Origin of the sequence: Pedobacter cryoconitis (assembly GCF_014200605.1) — a bacterium.
GTDB lineage: Bacteria > Bacteroidota > Bacteroidia > Sphingobacteriales > Sphingobacteriaceae > Pedobacter > Pedobacter cryoconitis_B.
Genome location: NZ_JACHCE010000007.1, coordinates 259,872 through 278,097, shown reverse-complemented (window position 1 = coordinate 278,097; position 18,226 = coordinate 259,872). Strand labels below are relative to the sequence as shown.

Genomic DNA, 18,226 nt, shown 5'->3' with positions numbered 1-18,226 from the left:
AATTAACGGAAAGCATTTACAATTTGAACAATAATAATCTCTTCTACAAAGATCAGGAACATGGCAGCAACAACAGCTGAGTTGGCTGCTCTTCCAACACCCTCAGTACCTTTTGAGGAATTATATCCGTGATAACATCCAACCACACCAATCGTAAAACCAAAAACGGTTGACTTAAAGGTAGTTGAAAATATATCTAAAAAGCTAATGGTATCGAATACCTGTGAGAAGAACATAGAGAAACTTGTTTGCTCATTGCTGTGAACACTTAGAAAAGCACCCAGTAATGCCACACAAGCAGTATACATAACCAATATAGGAATCATAAAGGTAGTAGCCAATATTCTACTCACTACCAGATACTTAAAAGGATTTGTTGCCGATACTTCCATGGCATCAATCTGTTCAGTAACTTTCATTGATCCCAATTCTGCACCCATATTGGAACCTACTTTTCCGGCAGCAATTAAGGCAGTAACCAATGGGGCCAATGCACGTATAATGGCAATAGAAATCAGTGAAGGTAACCAGGAGGTGGCCCCGAAGTTGGCCAGCGAAGGCCTGGATTGATTGGTAAATACAACTCCGGTAATAAAACCGGTCAGAGAGATTAAGGGCAGCGATTTATAGCCCACCTCATAACATTGATGTATAATTTCTTTAAATTCGTAGGGAGGTACAAATACTTCTTTGAAAAAGCGCAGTACAAACTGATAAGCGTGATATATACCGAAGAACATGCTGTCAAGTTTTCTGGAAATGACATATTTGCGAGGCGTGATATTCGGATTTTCTGTGTTAGGATCCATTCGTTAGGTTTGTGCAGCCAAATATAATTTAAATCAGGGTTTTATTTGTTCTATTTATATGAAAGCAATAAAACGGTCAAATTGTTTTTGTTTTATGCTGACTATAGCTGCATTTTGGTCAAATGTAATACTTCGGCAAATATTCACAAGTTGGATTACATTAAAATGACAAAACAATGATGTGCGTATAAACAGGCATACGGGCTATCCTGTAAATAAAGATAGCCCATATTTATGTTTTAAAGCAATGCTTCATAAAGTATTTCTACCGGATGTAAGGCTTTTTTATGTGTACCATCTTTAATCTGATGCCGGCAGCTTGTTCCGGTTGCCGCAATGAGAACGTTTTCAGCTTGCTTTCTGACTTCTGGAAACAGTACCAATTCTCCAATCTGCATAGATAATTCATAATGTTTCTTTTCATAACCAAATGAACCAGCCATACCACAACAGCCAGAAGGGATTACTTCGACCTGATAGTTTTCAGGAAAAGCAAGTATCTGTTTGGAAGCATCCAGCACAGCCCATGCCTTCTGCTGGCAATGGCCATGCAGTTTGATCAGCCTGCTTTCTTTATTGAAACTATCTTTTGATATATTTCCACTGGCAATCTCCCTGGCAATAAATTCATCTATTAATAAGCTGTTTTTAGCCAGTTCTTGTGCCATGGGTAATTGTGGCAAATCTACCAGGTCAACATACTCATCTCTGAAAGTCAAAATAGCTGAAGGCTCTATACCAATTAAAGGGGTTTCTTTGGTAATTATTTTACTGAGCTGGAATACATTATGCTGCGCGATTTTTTTTGCTTTACGGAGCAGGCCTTTGGAAATCCATGTTCTGCCACTTTCCAGATGTTCTGGAATAATGACCTGATAACCTAAGTTTTCTAATAAAAGGATGGCTTTAATACCAATTTCTGTATCTGAATAATTGGTAAATTCATCACAGAAAAAATATACCGTCTTTTGTTTGACCGCATGCTTCACCGCTGGTCCGGCTTCTTTTTTATGCTGCACAAACCATTTTTTCAAAGTCGTTTGATATAAGGGGGGGAGGGAACGCTCCGCCGCAAAACCACAGCTCTTTTTTATCAACGTACTGATCGCTTTATTCCCTATACTCCAATTGTATAAACCAGGGGCTAAAGAGGCCAGCTGATTGATCTGATTAAACCCGGCAACAACTTTCACATTAAAAGGAACTCCATTGGCATCATAATATCCCTGCAAAAATTCAGCTTTAAGTTTAGCCATATCCACATTTGAAGGACATTCAGATTTACAGCCCTTACAACTCAGACATAAATCCATTACGTCTTTAAGCTCCTGATGATCAAAGCGGTTTATTTTGGTAGAATGGGTCAGCATTTCCCGCAGCATATTAGCCCTTGCCCTTGTGGTGTCTTTCTCATTTCTTGTCGCCATAAAAGACGGGCACATCGTACCACCGGCTAAATGTGACTTGCGGCAGTCGCCAGAACCATTACATTGTTCGGCATGCTGCAGGATGTTCTGGTTATGATAACGGAATACAGTCTTGATTTCGGGTATTTGCTGACCAGGTTCATACCTCAGCATGGTATCCATAGCTGGGGTATCCGTAATTTTGCCAGGGTTAAAGATGTTTTTCGGGTCCCAGGCTGATTTAATTTCTTTAAGGATTTTATAATTACGCGGCCCGATCATCTGCTCAATAAACTCTCCGCGCAACCTGCCGTCACCATGTTCACCACTTAGTGAACCGTTATATTGTTTAACCAGTTTTGCAATCTCTTCGGCAATGACCCTGAAAAGGCGGTTGCCTTCTACTGTTTTCAGATTTAAGATAGGACGGAGATGTATTTCTCCAGAACCTGCATGGGCATAGTGAACAGAGAATAGACCATGCTTTTTAAGGATTTCATTGAAATCACGGATATACGCAGGTAAATCTTTAACATCTACAGCGGTATCTTCAATTACGGCTACCGCTTTTTCATCTCCTGGAAGATTGCTTAAAAGACCTAAACCAGCTTTCCTTAAGGACCAGATCCTGGACATATCCGGGCCAAAGACTAAAGGAAAATGATAACCCAATCCCTTTGACCTCATTTCTGCCTCAACTCTGGCAGCTTTTTCTGTAATCTCCTGTTTGTCCTTACCCGAATATTCTACAACAAGGATTGCAGCAGGGTCACCCGATACGAAAAACCGGTTTCTGGATTGTTCTATATTTTCTTTGGTACATTCCAAAATCAGATGATCTATCAGCTCACTGACCCTTGGCCTGTATTTTAAAGCGATCAGATTGGCCATTAATGCATCATCAATACTCTTGAAATGTATACACAGCAATGCTGTTTCTTCTTTTAAAACAGGTTCCAGGTTAAGCTTAATCTCTGTCATAAAGGCCAGTGTACCCTCAGAACCAGCAATCAGTTTACAGAAATTAAATGCTGGTGTATCAGCTGTAAAAGGGGCACTATCAAGTAAAATATCAACAGCATATCCCGTATTTCTACGCTCAATAGTTTTAACTGGAAATTGTTCACGGATACTGAGCTGATTTTCATAATTGCCTAATAAAGACCTGATATTTTTATATAGCTTATTTTCTAAAGTATTTCCTTCACATTTTTTGATGAATTCTTCAAATTCAAGTGCTTTAAAATCGGCGGTTGAGCCATCAGAAAGCAATGCTTTGACCTCGAGCGTATGTTCACGGGTACTTCCGTAGATCAGGCTGTTTGAACCACATGAATTATTTCCAACCATGCCGCCGATCATCGCCCTGTTAGCTGTCGAAGTTTCCGGGCCAAAGTATAATCCAAATGGTTTGAGATAAAGGTTCAGTTCATCGCGGACTACACCAGGTTGTACACGAACCCATTTTTCTTCAATATTGAGTTCAAGGATTTTGTTGAAATATTTAGAAACATCAACTACTATACCTTTGCCAACAACCTGCCCTGCAAGTGAGGTACCTGCAGTTCGCGGAATCAGGGATAAACCTTCGCCGGATGCAAAAAGTATCAGTTTTTCCAGATCGGAAACAGTTTTGGGGATAGCTACCGCAAGCGGCATTTCTCTATAAGCAGAAGCATCAGTAGCATATAGGATACGGGTTTGCTGGTCCGTAAAGAAATCCCCGTCCAGTGAACCGTACAGGGATTTCAGTTGATCATTGCTGACATTCATATCATGATCAGACTAAAGATCAAATTTAATGCCTTGTGCCAATGGCAGTTTATCTGCGTAATTAATGGTATTGGTTTGTCTGCGCATATATCCTTTCCAGGCATCAGAACCGCTTTCTCTTCCACCACCTGTTTCTTTCTCTCCGCCAAAAGCACCGCCAATTTCAGCACCCGAAGTACCTATATTCACATTGGCAATACCGCAATCAGATCCGTTAACAGAAAGGAATAATTCAGCTTCTCTGAGGTTCAATGTCATAATAGCGGATGAAAGTCCTTGCGGAACACCGTTTTGCAGCGCAATTGCTTCTTCTAGAGTTTTGTAGCTCATAATATACAGGATAGGGGCAAAAGTTTCATCCTGTACAATCTGATAATGGTTTTTCACCTCAGCAATACATGGGCTTACATAACAGCCGGAATTGTAAGGGCCGCCTGCAAGCACGCCACCTTCTACAATAAAGTTTGCACCCTGAGCTTTACCTTTTTCAATAGCATCCAGATAAACTTCAACGGCTCCCTTGTCAATTAGCGGGCCTACATGGTTGTTCTGATCCAATGGATCACCGATACGCAGCTGTGCATAGGCTTTGACTAATTTATTTTTAAATGCCTCGTAAATGTCTTCATGAATAATCAAACGTCTGGTCGAAGTACATCTTTGTCCGGCAGTTCCCACAGCACCAAATACAGCACCAACCAGTGATATATCCAGATCTGCGTCTTTAGAAATGATAATGGCGTTATTACCGCCAAGTTCCAGAATTGTTCTGCCAAACCGGCCTGCTACTGCCGAAGAAACCAAACGGCCAACTCTTGTAGAGCCTGTAAAGGAAACTAATGGGATTCCTGGATCGTTATTGATTAAATCACCAACCGGGTTTCCGGTAATTAAAGAACTGATGCCTTCGGGCATATCATTCGCTTTTAACACCGAAGCAATAATATGCTGACAGGCAACTGCACAAAGCGGTGTTTTAGAAGAAGGCTTCCAAACGCAAACATTTCCGCAAACTAATGCCAATGCAGCATTCCAGCTCCATACCGCTACCGGAAAGTTGAAAGCTGAGATGATCCCAACAATACCCAGCGGATGCCACTGCTCATACATTCTGTGACCCGGTCTTTCAGAATGCATGGTCAAACCATATAATTGTCTGGAAAGTCCGACAGCAAAATCACAGATATCTATCATCTCCTGAACCTCGCCAAGCCCTTCCTGCAAACTTTTTCCCATTTCATAAGAAACCAGGGTACCCAGGTTTTCTTTATGCTGACGCAATGCATCACCAAGCTGTCTGACAATTTCACCTCTTTTAGGTGCTGGCACATTACGCCACTGTAAAAATGCCGCTGCACTTGTGCTGATTACTTTTTCATAATCTTCGGGAGTGGTTGTACTCACTTTTGCAATTTCCTTGCCATCTGCCGGCGAAGAAGAAACAATGACCCGGGCATCCGAACCGATCCATTGATATCCGGTAGAAGTACCACTGTTATTTTCAGTAATCCCTAATTCTTTTAATACGTTTTTGATATCCATAGCTTTAATATTTTCAGGATTTTATTTGTCCTGTATAAGTACTTTCAAAAATTTTATCAGCATTGCTCGTCTCAAAACCTTCTCTCCGGTGTACAGATAGAATTTCTTCAGGTTTAAGATGGCTGTAAGCAGGTAAAACTGAACGTTCTGCAAATTCTACGTAACTGCCGGCAATCTGTGCCTTTGACCCATCAGCAAACTCAACTTCATGTACACCCGCAACTGTACTGCTTTGACTTAACAACCCGTCTGCGCTTATCTTAATTTTCCCGCCCGCGTCATTGAGTTTGATACCCAGGCCTTCTACAAATCTATTAAAATCCGGCAAAGACTGGTAACCTTTGCTTAAGGCATGAACGCTGATGGTATAATGGTTGAGATAATAGCGATTGTAAATAACCCAGGCAGCATATTCGCTTTCTTTGAGCAATGTGTTATAGTCGTGCAGATCTGGTAAACTCCATAAAGGATGATGCAGAAATGCAGCAATAGCTTCTCCATCATTCAGGTTTATAGCATCTACAGGATCTAACTGAATAGCTGCTGTATATTTTTTGATAATGTCCTGCGCCTTGCTGCTTAACTGATCTACTTTCAGCTCGCTTAAAAAGATCCTTGGATAGGCTGCAGAAGGAGGGGAATACCAGTAAGCATCCAGTTTTTTTTCTTCAAAATAATAATGATCTCTTTTTTGATAACCATGATAAAGGAAAATCTTCTCAAATGATTTTATGCCCAGATTGGGAACACCAAGCGTCCTGAAAGCGATATGATCATTTACGATTTCATCCTGAGAACTGACTACACCGTTTTTAAGTAAAGCAGCTGTAATCTGATTGACTTCGGGCACAGCTTCCCGGTACCGGTCAAAAAGTTCGGTCAGGAAAATATCTAATGGACTGTTATGATTGAAATTCATATTCTTTGTTTAAAGGGGATGCCGATTGTTTAAAAAGGCTACCGCATCTCGTGTTTAATAATGCTTCGAAAGAGATTTCTTCCTGTTTGATAAAACCTTTGGATGGCAATGACCCATTGGCAACCATTTCTACCACTGCCACAATACTTGCGGCTGTAGTCCAGGAAATTGCTCTCCATGAATTACCATTCAGCTCAATCGGTCCATAGGATTTACAGAATTCGTTACGCTTTAATTCCTTGTTTTTCCATCCTTCGGCGTTCGCATAGATAATAACAACATCTTCTTCAACAGGAGGTTTTGCATTCTTAAGAATATCTTCCAGCTGTTGTTTATCATCTTTCATATGCAGTTCATGGATAAGGAAATTCATCAGGTCACAATGTCCCGGATAACGAATGGTTTTATAATCCAGTCTGTCCAGTTTACCTGCATAAGTTTCGCACATGGTACCTAAACCACCCGAAGTATAAAAAGCTTCATATACACCGCCATCAATATTGATAGTTTCCTTGCCCTGTAGGGACTGAACCATTTTACGCTGTCCATTGTGAATAGCCTCGGCATCGTTAATATATTCGTTGACTACACCAGCTGCAGACCATGTAAATGCATAACCCATTGCACCATTCGGATATTTTGGTAAAGCACCAACCCGCATATCAATTGATCTTAATTTCTCAAATTCATTGCCCAGGTGTGCCCCAATAATACCTATCAGTCCTGGTGCAAGACCACATTGCGGAGCCATGACTGCGGTTGCTGTTTCACTCAGTTTTATAATTTCATTTGTTGTGGGAACATCTTCAGTTAAATCAAAATAATGTTTACCCAGCTGATGTGCTATTCTTGCTATCGGACCATTTAAGAAATATGGCAGGGCAGAAACAACTGCATCAAACTGACTGATCGTTTTTTCCATTAAAACCAGGTCAGAAACATCTCCTGTGGTAATTGCAAATGGCATTTCATAATCATAATGCGGCGCTTGTTTGTCCATTCCGGTAACTTCGAACTGGTCACTAAGTAATGTTGCTACTAACGTACCTACCTTTCCAAGGCCCAGACTTAATATTTTATTGATCATTCTAAAGTTTATTTTGGTTTACAGTCTCAAATATCATTAGTTTTACCATTAGTAATAATACTGATTACTTAAACTATGATAAGTATCACTAATCAAATAGAACTAAGACACCTGAATTATTTTAAGGTGCTGGCCGAAGAACTTCATTATAGAAAGGCAGCCGAAAAGCTATTTATCTCTCAGTCGGCATTAAGCCAGCAGACTAAACAATTAGAGCAATATCTTGGCCACTCTTTATTTGACCGCAATAATAAACGGGTAGTTTTAAATGAGGCCGGAAAACTCTTTTATAAAGATGCTGTACAGGTAATCCAAAAAATGCAGCTGGCCATCAATAATGTACAATTGCTTCAAAAAGGAAATACGGGACAACTGGGAATTAGTTTTGTAGCCTCGGCAATGCAATCTATATTACCTGTTTTGCTTAAGCAGTTTAACAGGGATTGCCCGAATATTAAGTTCCATCTCGAAGAGTTAACCAATAAAGAACAGCTTTTGGCCCTGCAAAAAGGAGATATCGATCTTGGCTTTATGCGTTCTAACCAGGTGGGGCAGGATATGGTGATCAAAAGCGTTTATAAAGAAACCTTCACCCTGGTCTTGCCTGCAGACCATCCGATGACTGCCACAGCTTTCAATCATATAGGAGAGCTAAAGGATGAGTATTTTATTCTTTTTCCAAATGATCAGAGCCAGCTTTATTATCAGCAGATTATTAATTTATGCGCCGATCAGGGTTTTACACCTAAGCTTTCACACCGTTCTATCCATGCGCCAACGATATTTAAACTTGTGGAAAATGGGATGGGACTTTCTGTGATCCCTACATCATTGGCTACAGAAGGCAATCCGGGGATTAAGTTTATTGAATTGAAGAATATACCACAGCAAACTGAATTGTATGCGGTATGGAAAAAAGTCAATGATAATCCTGCATTGCCTTATTTACTGGAAATGCTGAATTGATCTTCTCTTTAATTATTGATTAAAAATAGATATTTTTGGGAATGTTGAAACTATTTAAAGCAGCAGCATTCACCGCTGCATTTCTTTTTTTATCAAACGTCAATTCATTTGCACAGGATAAGCCTGCGTTTTGGGATGATGTACAAGCGATCAAACAATATGACCGGGTTTATGCGCCCCCAAAAGATCCAATCCTGTTTATAGGGAGTTCTTCGATCAGGTTATGGGTCGATTTTACCAAAACATTTAAAGATTATACGGTATTGAACCGGGGTATTGGTGGTGCGGTAACAACCGATGTGGACCGCTATCTGGAAGATATTGTATTTCCTTATCATCCAAAACAACTGGTTATTTATGTAGGTGAAAATGACCTGATCAAAGCAGCTACCGGAGACGCTGTATTTGAGGATTTCAAAAAGCTATATAGTGATATCAGAGCAAAACTGCCGGTTGTCCCTATTGTATATATAGCTATCAAAGCAAGTCCGTCCAGAGCTCAGTACTTATCAAAAGGTATCAGGGCTAATATTTTGGTAAAAGACTTTTTAAAAGGGGACAAGAATACAGTATTTCTTGATATTTATCAGCCTATGTTTGATAAAGATGGAAAGATGCAGCCTAAGTTGTTTAAAGAAGATATGCTGCATATGAATGCTGCAGGATATGCGATATGGAATAAACTATTAAAACCTCATTTATTAAAGGACTAAAATTGTTAAATAATTAAAATAAGAAAGGCTGTATAAATTGGGATATTATATTCTCAAAATTATACAGCCTTTTTAGTATTTATCTGTAATCGCTGTCAATCAGCGTGGTTTTATCCTGAAAAGCCATTTTTGCGATTTCGTCTTTCCGCATAAATTTAACCCCTGGCTGTTTAGCTGCATAAGCTAAAAACTGGTCCAGCACCCGGACCTGGGCGGGCGTACCGCTAATCCTGTCATGGGTACTGATTGACATTTGTCTGCGGTATTTTGCACCTTCTTCATAAAGCTGATCAAATTCCAGTCTCAGCTGTTCACCAAATTGCTGTGAAGAGAAATAGCGTCCTTCGAGTAATTGTATATCATTACAGCGAAGTGTATAAGGTACAACAGCAAAGTTCTTTCCTTTGACGGGTATCAGAAATGGTTCATCTCTGCTCAGGTCATCAATATGATAAGTGAAACCCAGTTCCTGTAAAATAGGCAGGGTATTTTTACTTCTTCTTAACCAGTTACAGTTATAACCTACGGTTGTTTTACCCGTCACTTCTTTGATGATTGCAACCCCTTGTTGTATGAATTTCTTCTCTTCTTCATAAGAAAGGTTGTATTGGGGCGTCCAGTTTAAACCATGCGCTGCCGCTTCATGTCCGCGTTTGACAATTTCACGCGCCAGTTCAGGGCTATGCCGCACTGCTTCGCCAATCATATGACTGGTCACTTTGATATTGTATTTATCCCATAAGTCTAATAAACGGGGGATACCCTGTTTATAGCCGTATTGAAACCAGGTTTTAGCAGGTAAATCGGTATATCCTTTTTCCAGATTTGAAGGAAAAGGACTGTCAAAACCTATTTCTGGTTCTCCTCCAGCTTCAAATTGCATAGAAATGGAAATGACAAGCCTGGTGCCATCTGCCCATTGTGAGGATTGATTTGAATTGTCCATAGTTGATAACGGATTAATTTGTGGCGCTGAAAATGTGGTGGATGGCAACAGGAGTGACCCTGCCCCTAAAATCGCCGACTGGCGGATAAAATCTTTTCTGGTACTCATTTTATTTTTTGATAATTAATTGATCAAGAGCTATTTTATTAAAGTTTAGATAGCGGTATAATATGGCAAAGTATACACCATACAATACCTGGATAAAGACGTTTTCCCATTGCTCAATCATACAGGAACCGAAAATCAGCGCCAGCATAATTGCAGCGCCCAACAGCAGCGCAAAACGGGTAAACAACCCTGATAATAAGAGTAAACCGGTAATAAGCTCCAGAACAGGAAGTAAATAACTGAATGGTAAAACCATAAATTCTGGTAATGCAGATTTGCTGAATGAATTAACCATCCATTCACTAAAAACGGCCAGTTTAGGTACACGTACCAATCCATGACCCAGCATACTCATCCCAATAGGCAGACGTGCAAGCAGATAAGTTATATTGATCTCTTTCATAAGTCAAATCTGAGGGTAAAATGCGGCAGCTTATAGGTATAACTCTAATAAGATTTTGTATATTTCCACTATGAAGCGTTTTCGCCAGTTTCTTCCGGTAATTATTTCTGATTTTGAGATCAGTGTATGGAAGCATCCGGTGCATAACCATAATCATTACGAGCTGATTTATATCAAAAACGGAACCGGGCTTCATCATCTCAATAAAGAATTGATCACGTATAAGCAGGGCGATATATTTCTGCTTGGCCCGGACGATCAGCATTATTTTGAAATCAGGGAAAGTACCCGTTTCATCTTTTTAAAGTTTACTGACTTCTATCTGCATGGCGATGAAAAGATCAAAGATCAATGGGTACAGGAAATGGAATACCTGATCAAAAACAGGGAAACCCGTTTATCAGGATTTAAATTGAATGCCGCAGACCAGGCTGTAACAGCCCATATTTACGAGGTAATTATCGGTTTAAATACGGATATCCAGACCAATGAGCGATTAATCTGGCTCCAGATTATGGCTATTGCGACAATTTTAAGAAGAAATCTTCCTGAGGTCAGCAACACTCAAAAACAGCTTAAGGATATGGAAAATGTATTCGCCTATATCCATGAACATATCTATACGCCCGATCGGCTCAAAGCTGAGGTCATGGCCAGACATTTCCATACCACAGCTGCTTATATAGGCCCATTCTTTAAAAGAAATGCGGGCCTGACAATGCGTGATTATATCGGTAATTACCGCCGGACATTAATTCAAAAAAGGATGTCAAGCGGAAACTACAGTCTGAAACAGATTGTATCGGAATTTGGACTAACGGATGAAAGCCATGTGAGCAAACTCCTCAAAACTAAACAAAATACATAATTCGCTAAATCCTGTTAAACCTGCCGTTCGTCGGTGTGTTTTACCTGCTGGTCAATTTCTCTTTTTTAACTACGCGTGTTTAGCTAGTTTGGCCTTATAATCGATTCATATATAATTAAATGTTGGCTTTGATTGTATGGCTGTAATGCTGTACAATTATTTACTGATGCATTTGCTTAACAAAATTGTCAAACATTAATATTAAAAATAAAGATATAATGTCAGTAAAAGATAAAGGGACAGAACAACTCATTAAAGATACCGCCAAGAAGATCTTTTTTGCAGAAGGGAAGTTGCATGCAACAACACAGGACATTGCCGATGCAGCGGGAGTGAACCGGACTTTGGTACACTATTATTTTAGATCCAGGAAGTTATTATTTGAACAGGTAACAGAAGAGGCTATGGACGAACTGCGCCATATTATGAGTGATGCCTTTACAGGAAAACAGACCTTTCAGGAGAAATTAAAGAAGCTGATTAATGCTTTTATGGATCAGACAATAGCTTTTCCCTACCGGGAGCTGTTTCTGATTACCGAAACTAACCGCTATGATACTGAACATGCAGATGAGGTACATGATACCCATACCAAACCTTTTTTAGCGGAGATCAAAGCAGAAATGGATAAAGGAGCTATCAAAGCAATGGACCCCCGTCATTTTATGATGAACCTGTTCTCTTTAATGGCTTACCCTTTACTGTCTTCTAAACTCAGTAAAGGATTTATGAAAATAACTGACCATGAATATGTTAAGCTAATGAAACAAAGGAAACAGCTCATTTTTGAAATGATCTATCCACAGTAATAAATCGTATTTAATATCAATTCACAAATAGAAAACCCCTCAGCAAGACAATTATTATGAAAGCATCAATACAGATTGGGCTCCTGTTTATATCAGGATTAACCCTCGCCTCATGTGGCAACGACAAGAATAAGGCCGCCCAGGCCGCAGCTGCAGCAGGGCAGGTGAAGGAATATAAAGTCCTGAAACTGCAACCCAGATCTGCGACTTTAAACACAGATTATCCTGCAAGTATACAGGGACAGCAGAATATCGACATCAGACCAAGAATAGATGGCTACATCGAAAAGATCTTTGTAGATGAGGGTGCTGTCGTTAAAGCAGGTCAGCCTTTGTTCAAAATCAATGCGCCGCAATATGAGCAGGATGTAAGAACTGCCAATGCAAGTATCGCCAATACCATGGCACAATTGAATGCAGCTAAACTGGCTGTAAATAAAGTAAAACCACTGGTCGATAAGGATATTGTGAGTAAGTATGAGCTGGAATCAGCACAATATTCTTATGAATCGGCTCAGGCCGCAGTTGCAACTGCCAAAGCAGCTTTAGTGAATGCTAAAACAAATCTTGGCTATACGATTGTAAATAGTCCGGTAAATGGGGTGGTGGGTTCTATTCCTTTCCGTTTAGGAAGTCTGGTTAGCAGCACGACAGCAGATCCGATGACTACAGTTTCAAGTATAGGTAATGTATATGCTTATTTCGCTATGAATGAAAAGATCCTGCTGGATTTCACCAAAGATGGCAGCGGAACATTTGCTCAAAAGCTGGCTAAACTACCGAAGGTTTCTTTGTTGTTATCGGATGGTTCTACTTATACAGAAGAGGGTAAAATAGAAACAGTAAACGGATTAATCAATACTGCAACTGGTTCTGCAAATATCAGGGCACGTTTTCCTAACCCTAAAGGTATTATCCGCAGTGGAAGCAGTGCAACGGTAAGAATTCCTAATGCGGTAAAAGATGCCATATTGGTACCTCAGAGTGCAACTTTTGAATTACAGGACAAACGTTTTGTGGTAGTGGTAGATAAAGATGGTAAAACTAAAAATGTTGCGGTAACGGTTATGCAAAATACAGCCGGTAATTTCTTCGTGGTAGAAACAGGCTTAAAAGCAGGTGATGAAATTGTATTAGAAGGTGTTGCCACTTTGAAAGATGGTACACAGATTAAAGCGAATGCCGAAAATCCGGAAACTGTTTACGCAGACTTAAAATAAGAGCAGATGTTTAAGATATTTATACAGAGACCAGTTCTCTCGACAGTAATCTCAGTGATTATTGTTATCCTGGGTATATTGGGGCTCACGTCCCTGCCCATAGCCCAGTACCCCGATATTGCGCCGCCAACTGTTAATGTTGCAGCAAGTTATACCGGAGCAAGTGCCGATGTGGTTTTAAAAAGTGTGGTAATCCCCTTAGAAGAGCAGATTAACGGGGTAGAAAACATGACTTACATGACTTCTACTTCTGCGAATGATGGTACAGTGAGTATCAGTATTTATTTTAAAGTAGGTACAGATCCGGATTTAGCAGCTGTAAACGTTCAGAACAGAGTTTCAAGAGCAACCAGTTTATTACCGGTTGAGGTTACTCAGGCCGGGGTTACGGTCACAAAAAGTCAAAGTAGTAATCTTTTGATTTTCTCTTTATACAGTGATAATAAGGCTTATGACCAGACTTTCTTACAGAATTATGCTAAGATCAACCTGGTTCCACAAATACAACGTGTTACAGGTGTAGGTAATGCCTCAGTTTTTGGAGCTAAAGATTATTCGATGCGTATCTGGTTAAAACCAGATTTAATGCAGCAATATGGCTTAATTCCAAGTGATATTACTACTGCATTGGCAGAACAGAATATTGAAGCTGCCCCAGGTAAATTCGGAGAGAACAGCAATCAGTCTTTCCAGTATGTTATCCGCTATAAAGGTCGTTTAACGCAGGTAAATGAGTTCGAAAATATAGTTGTTAAATCGGCGGGTAACGGACAGTTACTGCGTTTGAAAGATGTAGCTAAAGTAGAATTAGGTTCTTTAAGTTATGCTTCTACGATTGAAACCGATGGTAAAGAATCGGTAGCGATGGCCATTAGCCAGACACCAGGATCTAATGCGAGGGATGTAATTAACCAATCTAAAAAGATTATTGATGAAGCGGCTAAAACATTCCCTAAAGGGATTAAATATGCGACACTGGTCGATGTCAATGAAAACCTGGACGCTTCTATTGATAAGGTTATCCATACCCTGATTGAAGCATTTATCCTGGTATTTATTGTGGTATTTATCTTCCTGCAGGATTTCAGATCTACTTTGGTACCGGCAATTGCGGTTCCGGTAGCGATTGTAGGTACTTTCTTTTTCCTGAATTTATTTGGTTTTACAATCAATTTACTCACGCTTTTCGCTTTGGTACTGGCCATTGGTATTGTGGTCGATGATGCGATTGTGGTCGTCGAGGCCGTACATGCGAAACTGGATCATGGTTATAAATCTGCCAGAAAAGCTACCATTGATGCGATGGATGAGATATCGGGCGCAATTATCTCTATTACTTTAGTGATGGCGGCAGTATTTATTCCGGTAACTTTCATTACTGGTTCTACCGGGGTTTTCTATAAGCAATTTGGTATTACACTGGCGGTTGCCATTATCTTATCGGCCATTAACGCCTTGACTTTAAGCCCTGCATTATGTGCTTTGCTGCTTAAACCCCATAAAGATGATGAGCATAACCAAACCTTTTTACAACGTTTTTATACTGGGTTTAACGTTGCATTTGACAGTCTGACTAACCGCTATAAACGTTCCGTACAGTTCTTTTCTGTGAAGAAATGGATCGTTTTAGGTGCGATTGTAATTGCTGGTGCAGCTTTGTTTTATATGATGAAAACTACGCCTTCTTCTTTTGTTCCGGCAGAAGATCAGGGAACTATTTTTGCCAATATCAGTTTGCCGCCATCAGCTTCGATGGAGCGTACAGCAGCAGTGACAGTTAAGGTGGATAGTATTGCCAATACGATCCCCGAAGTACAACATACTTTACGTATTGTCGGACAAAATTTTACAGCTGGTGCTGGTAGTGCCTATAGTATGGTTATCCTGAAATTAAAAACATGGGATCAGCGTAAACGTACTGTAGATGATGTGGTTAAAGAATTATTTGGTAAAACTGCAGGGATCAGGGAAGCGAGTATCTTCTTTATCTCTCCGCCAACGATTCAGGGTTTTGGACAAAGCGGCGGGTTTGAATTCCAGTTACAGGATAAAGGCGGGCATAGCACAGCCGATTTCTTTAAAATCAACAATGAGTTTCTGGCTAAGTTAAGTCAGCGTCCGGAAATCCAGTATGCAACTACGTCTTTCAACCCTAATTTCCCTCAATATATGATGGATGTGAATTTGGAGAAAGCTAAAGATGCCGGGGTGAGTGTAAACACGATTCTGCAAACGATGCAGGGCTATTATGGTGGTTTATACGCTTCGAACTTTAATAAATTCGGAAAGCAGTACAGGGTAATGGTTCAGGCAGCTGACCAGTTCCGTGCAAACCCTGAAGGGCTGAATAAGATCTTTGTGAGAAACAGTGCAGGTGGAATGGCGCCAATTACTGAGTTTATAAAAATGAACAGAGTATATGGTCCTGAGTCTATTTCCAGATTCAACTTATTTAGTTCGATCGCTATTACGGGTGCCCCAAATCCAGGTTTTAGCTCTGGAGATGCAATTAAAGCAATTCAGGAAGTAGCTGCGCAATCTTTACCACAGGGTTATGGGTTTGATTTCTCTGGCCTTACCCGCGAAGAGCTGGCTTCGGGAAGTGAAACTGTGTTTATATTTATTCTGTGCCTGGTTTTCGTTTATTTCTTACTAAGTGCACAGTATGAGAGTTATATCCTTCCTTTTGCGGTCTTGTTATCCATTCCGTTTGGTTTGGCAGGAGCTTATCTGTTCTCTATTATTTTTAAACTGAACAGTAATATCTACTTGCAGATTTCCCTGATCATGCTGATCGGTTTATTAGCGAAGAATGGTATTTTGATTGTAGAGTTTGCTTTGGAAAGAAGAAGAAAAGGAATGCCGATTATACAGTCTGCTATTGAAGGTGCTGTTGCCCGTTTAAGACCTATTTTGATGACCTCATTTGCATTTATCTTCGGTTTGATGCCTTTGATGTTCTCTAGTGGTGCTGGTGCGATTGGTAATAAATCTATTGGAACAGGCGCTGTAGGCGGGATGCTGATCGGAACTATTCTTGGGGTTTTCGTGATCCCGGTATTGTTTATCATCTTCCAGGGTTTACAGGAGAAAATCAGTGGCCCGGCCAAACCAAGTTATGATTATGAAGAGGAGGATGAAGAAGAGGAGAAAATACATGAAACTAAAAGAATAGATGGTGCTGATGAACATAAGTTGCCTGAACCACCAACCGCTTAGTTGATTTTAAATTTTAGAACAGAATAAGATGACCCATAGATATAACAAACAGGTTTTTGCCTTACTGGTCTCCGCTGCCTTTTTCAGCGCATGCTCGGTCACAAAAACCTACGAAACACCCAAAATGCAGACTGACGGTTTGTATCGCGGACAAAATGTAACAGATTCTGCTACCATGGCTTCACAGCCATGGCAGACGCTTTTCACAGATGAGAAGCTAAAAGTGCTGATTCAGAAAGGCCTTGATCAGAATGTGAACCTGAAAAATGCGATTCAGAATATATTGCAGGCACAAGCTTCCTTACAACAGGCTAAACTGGCTTATTTGCCAACTTTGAGTGCTGATGCCAATGCGACAAGAAGCAAACAGTCTTCTGCGGGCCTGAATTTTCCTCCGGGAATTGATATCAATACGCTGACTACTACTTATAAGTTATCCTTAAGCACTTCGTGGGAGGCTGATATCTGGGGCAAACTGAGCAGTACTAAACGTGCAGCTTTAGCAAAATACCTGGAAACAGATGCCGCTAAAAAAGCCGTTCAGACGCAGTTGATCGCTGATATTGCAAATAACTATTATAGCTTGCTTGCTTTAGATCAGCAATTGGTTATTACAAAGGAAACCCTAAAAAGCAGGATTACCAATGTAGCAACGATGAAGGATTTAAAAGAGGGGGCTGTAGTGAATGGAGCTGCTGTGGTACAAAGTGAGGCGAGCCGTTATGCAACTGAAGTAACTATACCTGATTTGAAAAGAAGTATCCGGGAAACTGAAAATGCAATGAGTATCCTGCTGGCCCAAAGCCCTGGTACGATAGACAGAAGTACGATGGATGCACAAACGGTTCCTTCAACTTTAGCAACTGGTGTGCCTGCTCAGTTATTGCAAAACCGCCCTGATGTACAACAAGCTGAAATGGCTTTCAGAGGGGCTTTTGAGAATACAAATTTAGCCAGGACTTATTTCTATCCAAGTTTAACTGTAACCGCTTCTGCTGGTTTCTCAAACCTGACTTTAAAGGACTTTTTTGATCATTCTATCTTTTATAATTTAGTAGGAGGGTTGACACAGCCTATTTTTAATCAGGGTTTGAATAAAGCCCGTTTAAAAACTGCACAATCGTTGCAATTGCAGGCGATGAATAATTTCCAGCAAAGTCTGCTGGTTGCAGGACAGGAGGTTTCTAACGCGCTTTATGCTTATGAGACTGCTGTAGAAAAACAGGATTCCAGAGCTAAACAGATTGCCGCCCTGGTTAAAGCAGTTGACTATACACAAGATTTATTGCGTTACAGTTCTGCTACAAATTATACGGATGTACTAACCTCAGAACAGAGTTTACTGGCAGCACAATTAAGCGGTGTCAGTGACCATCTGCAGAAACTGCAGGCTGTGGTTAATCTTTACCGTGCACTGGGTGGTGGCTGGAAATAGCCA

14 protein-coding genes are annotated in these 18,226 nt (G+C 40.3%); 7 read left to right on the top strand and 7 right to left on the bottom strand.

Going from position 1 to position 18,226, the window contains the following annotated elements; translation table 11 throughout:
• Window positions 1–2: 2 nt before the first annotated feature.
• The 5 genes from HDE68_RS20250 to HDE68_RS20230 all read right to left on the bottom strand — a co-directional run bounded on the left by HDE68_RS20250 (window position 3) and on the right by HDE68_RS20230 (window position 7,536).
• Window positions 3–809 carry an MlaE family ABC transporter permease gene (locus tag HDE68_RS20250; protein WP_183884050.1) on the bottom strand — a complete coding sequence of 269 codons (807 nt, stop codon included), beginning with the start codon at window positions 807–809 and terminating at the stop codon, window positions 3–5.
• 239 nt (window positions 810–1,048) lie between these two features.
• A complete protein-coding gene (locus HDE68_RS20245; RefSeq protein WP_183884049.1) occupies window positions 1,049–3,988 on the bottom strand; it encodes an FAD-binding and (Fe-S)-binding domain-containing protein in 2,940 nt (979 codons plus the stop codon).
• Window positions 3,989–4,000: 12 nt separating this feature from the next.
• On the bottom strand, window positions 4,001–5,530 hold the full coding sequence (locus HDE68_RS20240) for an aldehyde dehydrogenase family protein (protein WP_183884048.1): 1,530 nt from the start codon (window positions 5,528–5,530) through the stop codon (window positions 4,001–4,003).
• 13 nt (window positions 5,531–5,543) lie between these two features.
• The gene (locus tag HDE68_RS20235; RefSeq protein WP_183884047.1) at window positions 5,544–6,449 is read right to left on the bottom strand and encodes a DUF1338 domain-containing protein; all 906 of its coding nucleotides are present in this window, start codon (window positions 6,447–6,449) and stop codon (window positions 5,544–5,546) included.
• Complete coding sequence (locus HDE68_RS20230) at window positions 6,433–7,536, bottom strand: saccharopine dehydrogenase family protein (RefSeq protein WP_183884046.1); 1,104 nt, start codon at window positions 7,534–7,536, stop codon at window positions 6,433–6,435. The genes HDE68_RS20235 and HDE68_RS20230 overlap by 17 nt, the downstream gene beginning before the upstream one ends.
• 75 nt (window positions 7,537–7,611) lie before the next feature.
• On the opposite strand from HDE68_RS20230, the gene HDE68_RS20225 reads away from it, so the two are divergent.
• Entirely contained in the window at window positions 7,612–8,502 is an 891-nt protein-coding gene (locus tag HDE68_RS20225; protein WP_183884045.1) for a LysR family transcriptional regulator, read from the top strand.
• 41 nt (window positions 8,503–8,543) lie between these two features.
• Complete coding sequence (locus tag HDE68_RS20220; protein ID WP_183884044.1) at window positions 8,544–9,215, top strand: GDSL-type esterase/lipase family protein; 672 nt, start codon at window positions 8,544–8,546, stop codon at window positions 9,213–9,215.
• 79 nt (window positions 9,216–9,294) lie between these two features.
• On the opposite strand, the gene HDE68_RS20215 is transcribed toward HDE68_RS20220, so the two are convergent.
• Complete coding sequence (locus HDE68_RS20215) at window positions 9,295–10,269, bottom strand: polysaccharide deacetylase family protein (RefSeq protein ID WP_183884043.1); 975 nt, start codon at window positions 10,267–10,269, stop codon at window positions 9,295–9,297.
• Window position 10,270: 1 nt separating this feature from the next.
• Window positions 10,271–10,672 carry a DoxX family membrane protein gene (locus HDE68_RS20210; RefSeq protein ID WP_183884042.1) on the bottom strand — a complete coding sequence of 134 codons (402 nt, stop codon included), beginning with the start codon at window positions 10,670–10,672 and terminating at the stop codon, window positions 10,271–10,273.
• 70 nt (window positions 10,673–10,742) lie between these two features.
• Between HDE68_RS20210 and HDE68_RS20205 the strand changes: the two genes are divergently transcribed.
• The 5 genes from HDE68_RS20205 (at window position 10,743) to HDE68_RS20185 (ending at window position 18,223) form a co-directional block, all read left to right on the top strand.
• Window positions 10,743–11,540 (top strand): AraC family ligand binding domain-containing protein, encoded by a 798-nt coding sequence (locus tag HDE68_RS20205; protein WP_183884041.1) that lies wholly within the window; start codon window positions 10,743–10,745, stop codon window positions 11,538–11,540.
• A gap of 218 nt (window positions 11,541–11,758) precedes the next feature.
• Entirely contained in the window at window positions 11,759–12,349 is a 591-nt protein-coding gene (locus HDE68_RS20200) for a TetR/AcrR family transcriptional regulator (RefSeq protein WP_183884040.1), read from the top strand.
• Between the two features lie 56 nt (window positions 12,350–12,405).
• Entirely contained in the window at window positions 12,406–13,569 is a 1,164-nt protein-coding gene (locus tag HDE68_RS20195) for an efflux RND transporter periplasmic adaptor subunit (protein WP_183884039.1), read from the top strand.
• Window positions 13,570–13,575: 6 nt separating this feature from the next.
• On the top strand, window positions 13,576–16,788 hold the full coding sequence (locus HDE68_RS20190; protein WP_183884038.1) for an efflux RND transporter permease subunit: 3,213 nt from the start codon (window positions 13,576–13,578) through the stop codon (window positions 16,786–16,788).
• 28 nt (window positions 16,789–16,816) lie between these two features.
• The gene (locus HDE68_RS20185) at window positions 16,817–18,223 is read left to right on the top strand and encodes an efflux transporter outer membrane subunit (RefSeq protein WP_183884037.1); all 1,407 of its coding nucleotides are present in this window, start codon (window positions 16,817–16,819) and stop codon (window positions 18,221–18,223) included.
• Window positions 18,224–18,226 lie beyond the last annotated feature (3 nt).

Coding starts and splice junctions, on each gene's coding strand:
- HDE68_RS20225 (WP_183884045.1), top strand. CDS start 7,612: ATGATAAGTATCACTAATCAAATAGAACTAAGACACCTGAATTATTTT.
- HDE68_RS20190 (WP_183884038.1), top strand. CDS start 13,576: ATGTTTAAGATATTTATACAGAGACCAGTTCTCTCGACAGTAATCTCA.
- HDE68_RS20235 (WP_183884047.1), bottom strand. CDS start 6,449: ATGAATTTCAATCATAACAGTCCATTAGATATTTTCCTGACCGAACTT.
- HDE68_RS20245 (WP_183884049.1), bottom strand. CDS start 3,988: ATGAATGTCAGCAATGATCAACTGAAATCCCTGTACGGTTCACTGGAC.
- HDE68_RS20200 (WP_183884040.1), top strand. CDS start 11,759: ATGTCAGTAAAAGATAAAGGGACAGAACAACTCATTAAAGATACCGCC.
- HDE68_RS20195 (WP_183884039.1), top strand. CDS start 12,406: ATGAAAGCATCAATACAGATTGGGCTCCTGTTTATATCAGGATTAACC.
- HDE68_RS20205 (WP_183884041.1), top strand. CDS start 10,743: ATGAAGCGTTTTCGCCAGTTTCTTCCGGTAATTATTTCTGATTTTGAG.
- HDE68_RS20230 (WP_183884046.1), bottom strand. CDS start 7,536: ATGATCAATAAAATATTAAGTCTGGGCCTTGGAAAGGTAGGTACGTTA.
- HDE68_RS20185 (WP_183884037.1), top strand. CDS start 16,817: ATGACCCATAGATATAACAAACAGGTTTTTGCCTTACTGGTCTCCGCT.
- HDE68_RS20220 (WP_183884044.1), top strand. CDS start 8,544: ATGTTGAAACTATTTAAAGCAGCAGCATTCACCGCTGCATTTCTTTTT.
- HDE68_RS20210 (WP_183884042.1), bottom strand. CDS start 10,672: ATGAAAGAGATCAATATAACTTATCTGCTTGCACGTCTGCCTATTGGG.
- HDE68_RS20240 (WP_183884048.1), bottom strand. CDS start 5,530: ATGGATATCAAAAACGTATTAAAAGAATTAGGGATTACTGAAAATAAC.
- HDE68_RS20250 (WP_183884050.1), bottom strand. CDS start 809: ATGGATCCTAACACAGAAAATCCGAATATCACGCCTCGCAAATATGTC.
- HDE68_RS20215 (WP_183884043.1), bottom strand. CDS start 10,269: ATGAGTACCAGAAAAGATTTTATCCGCCAGTCGGCGATTTTAGGGGCA.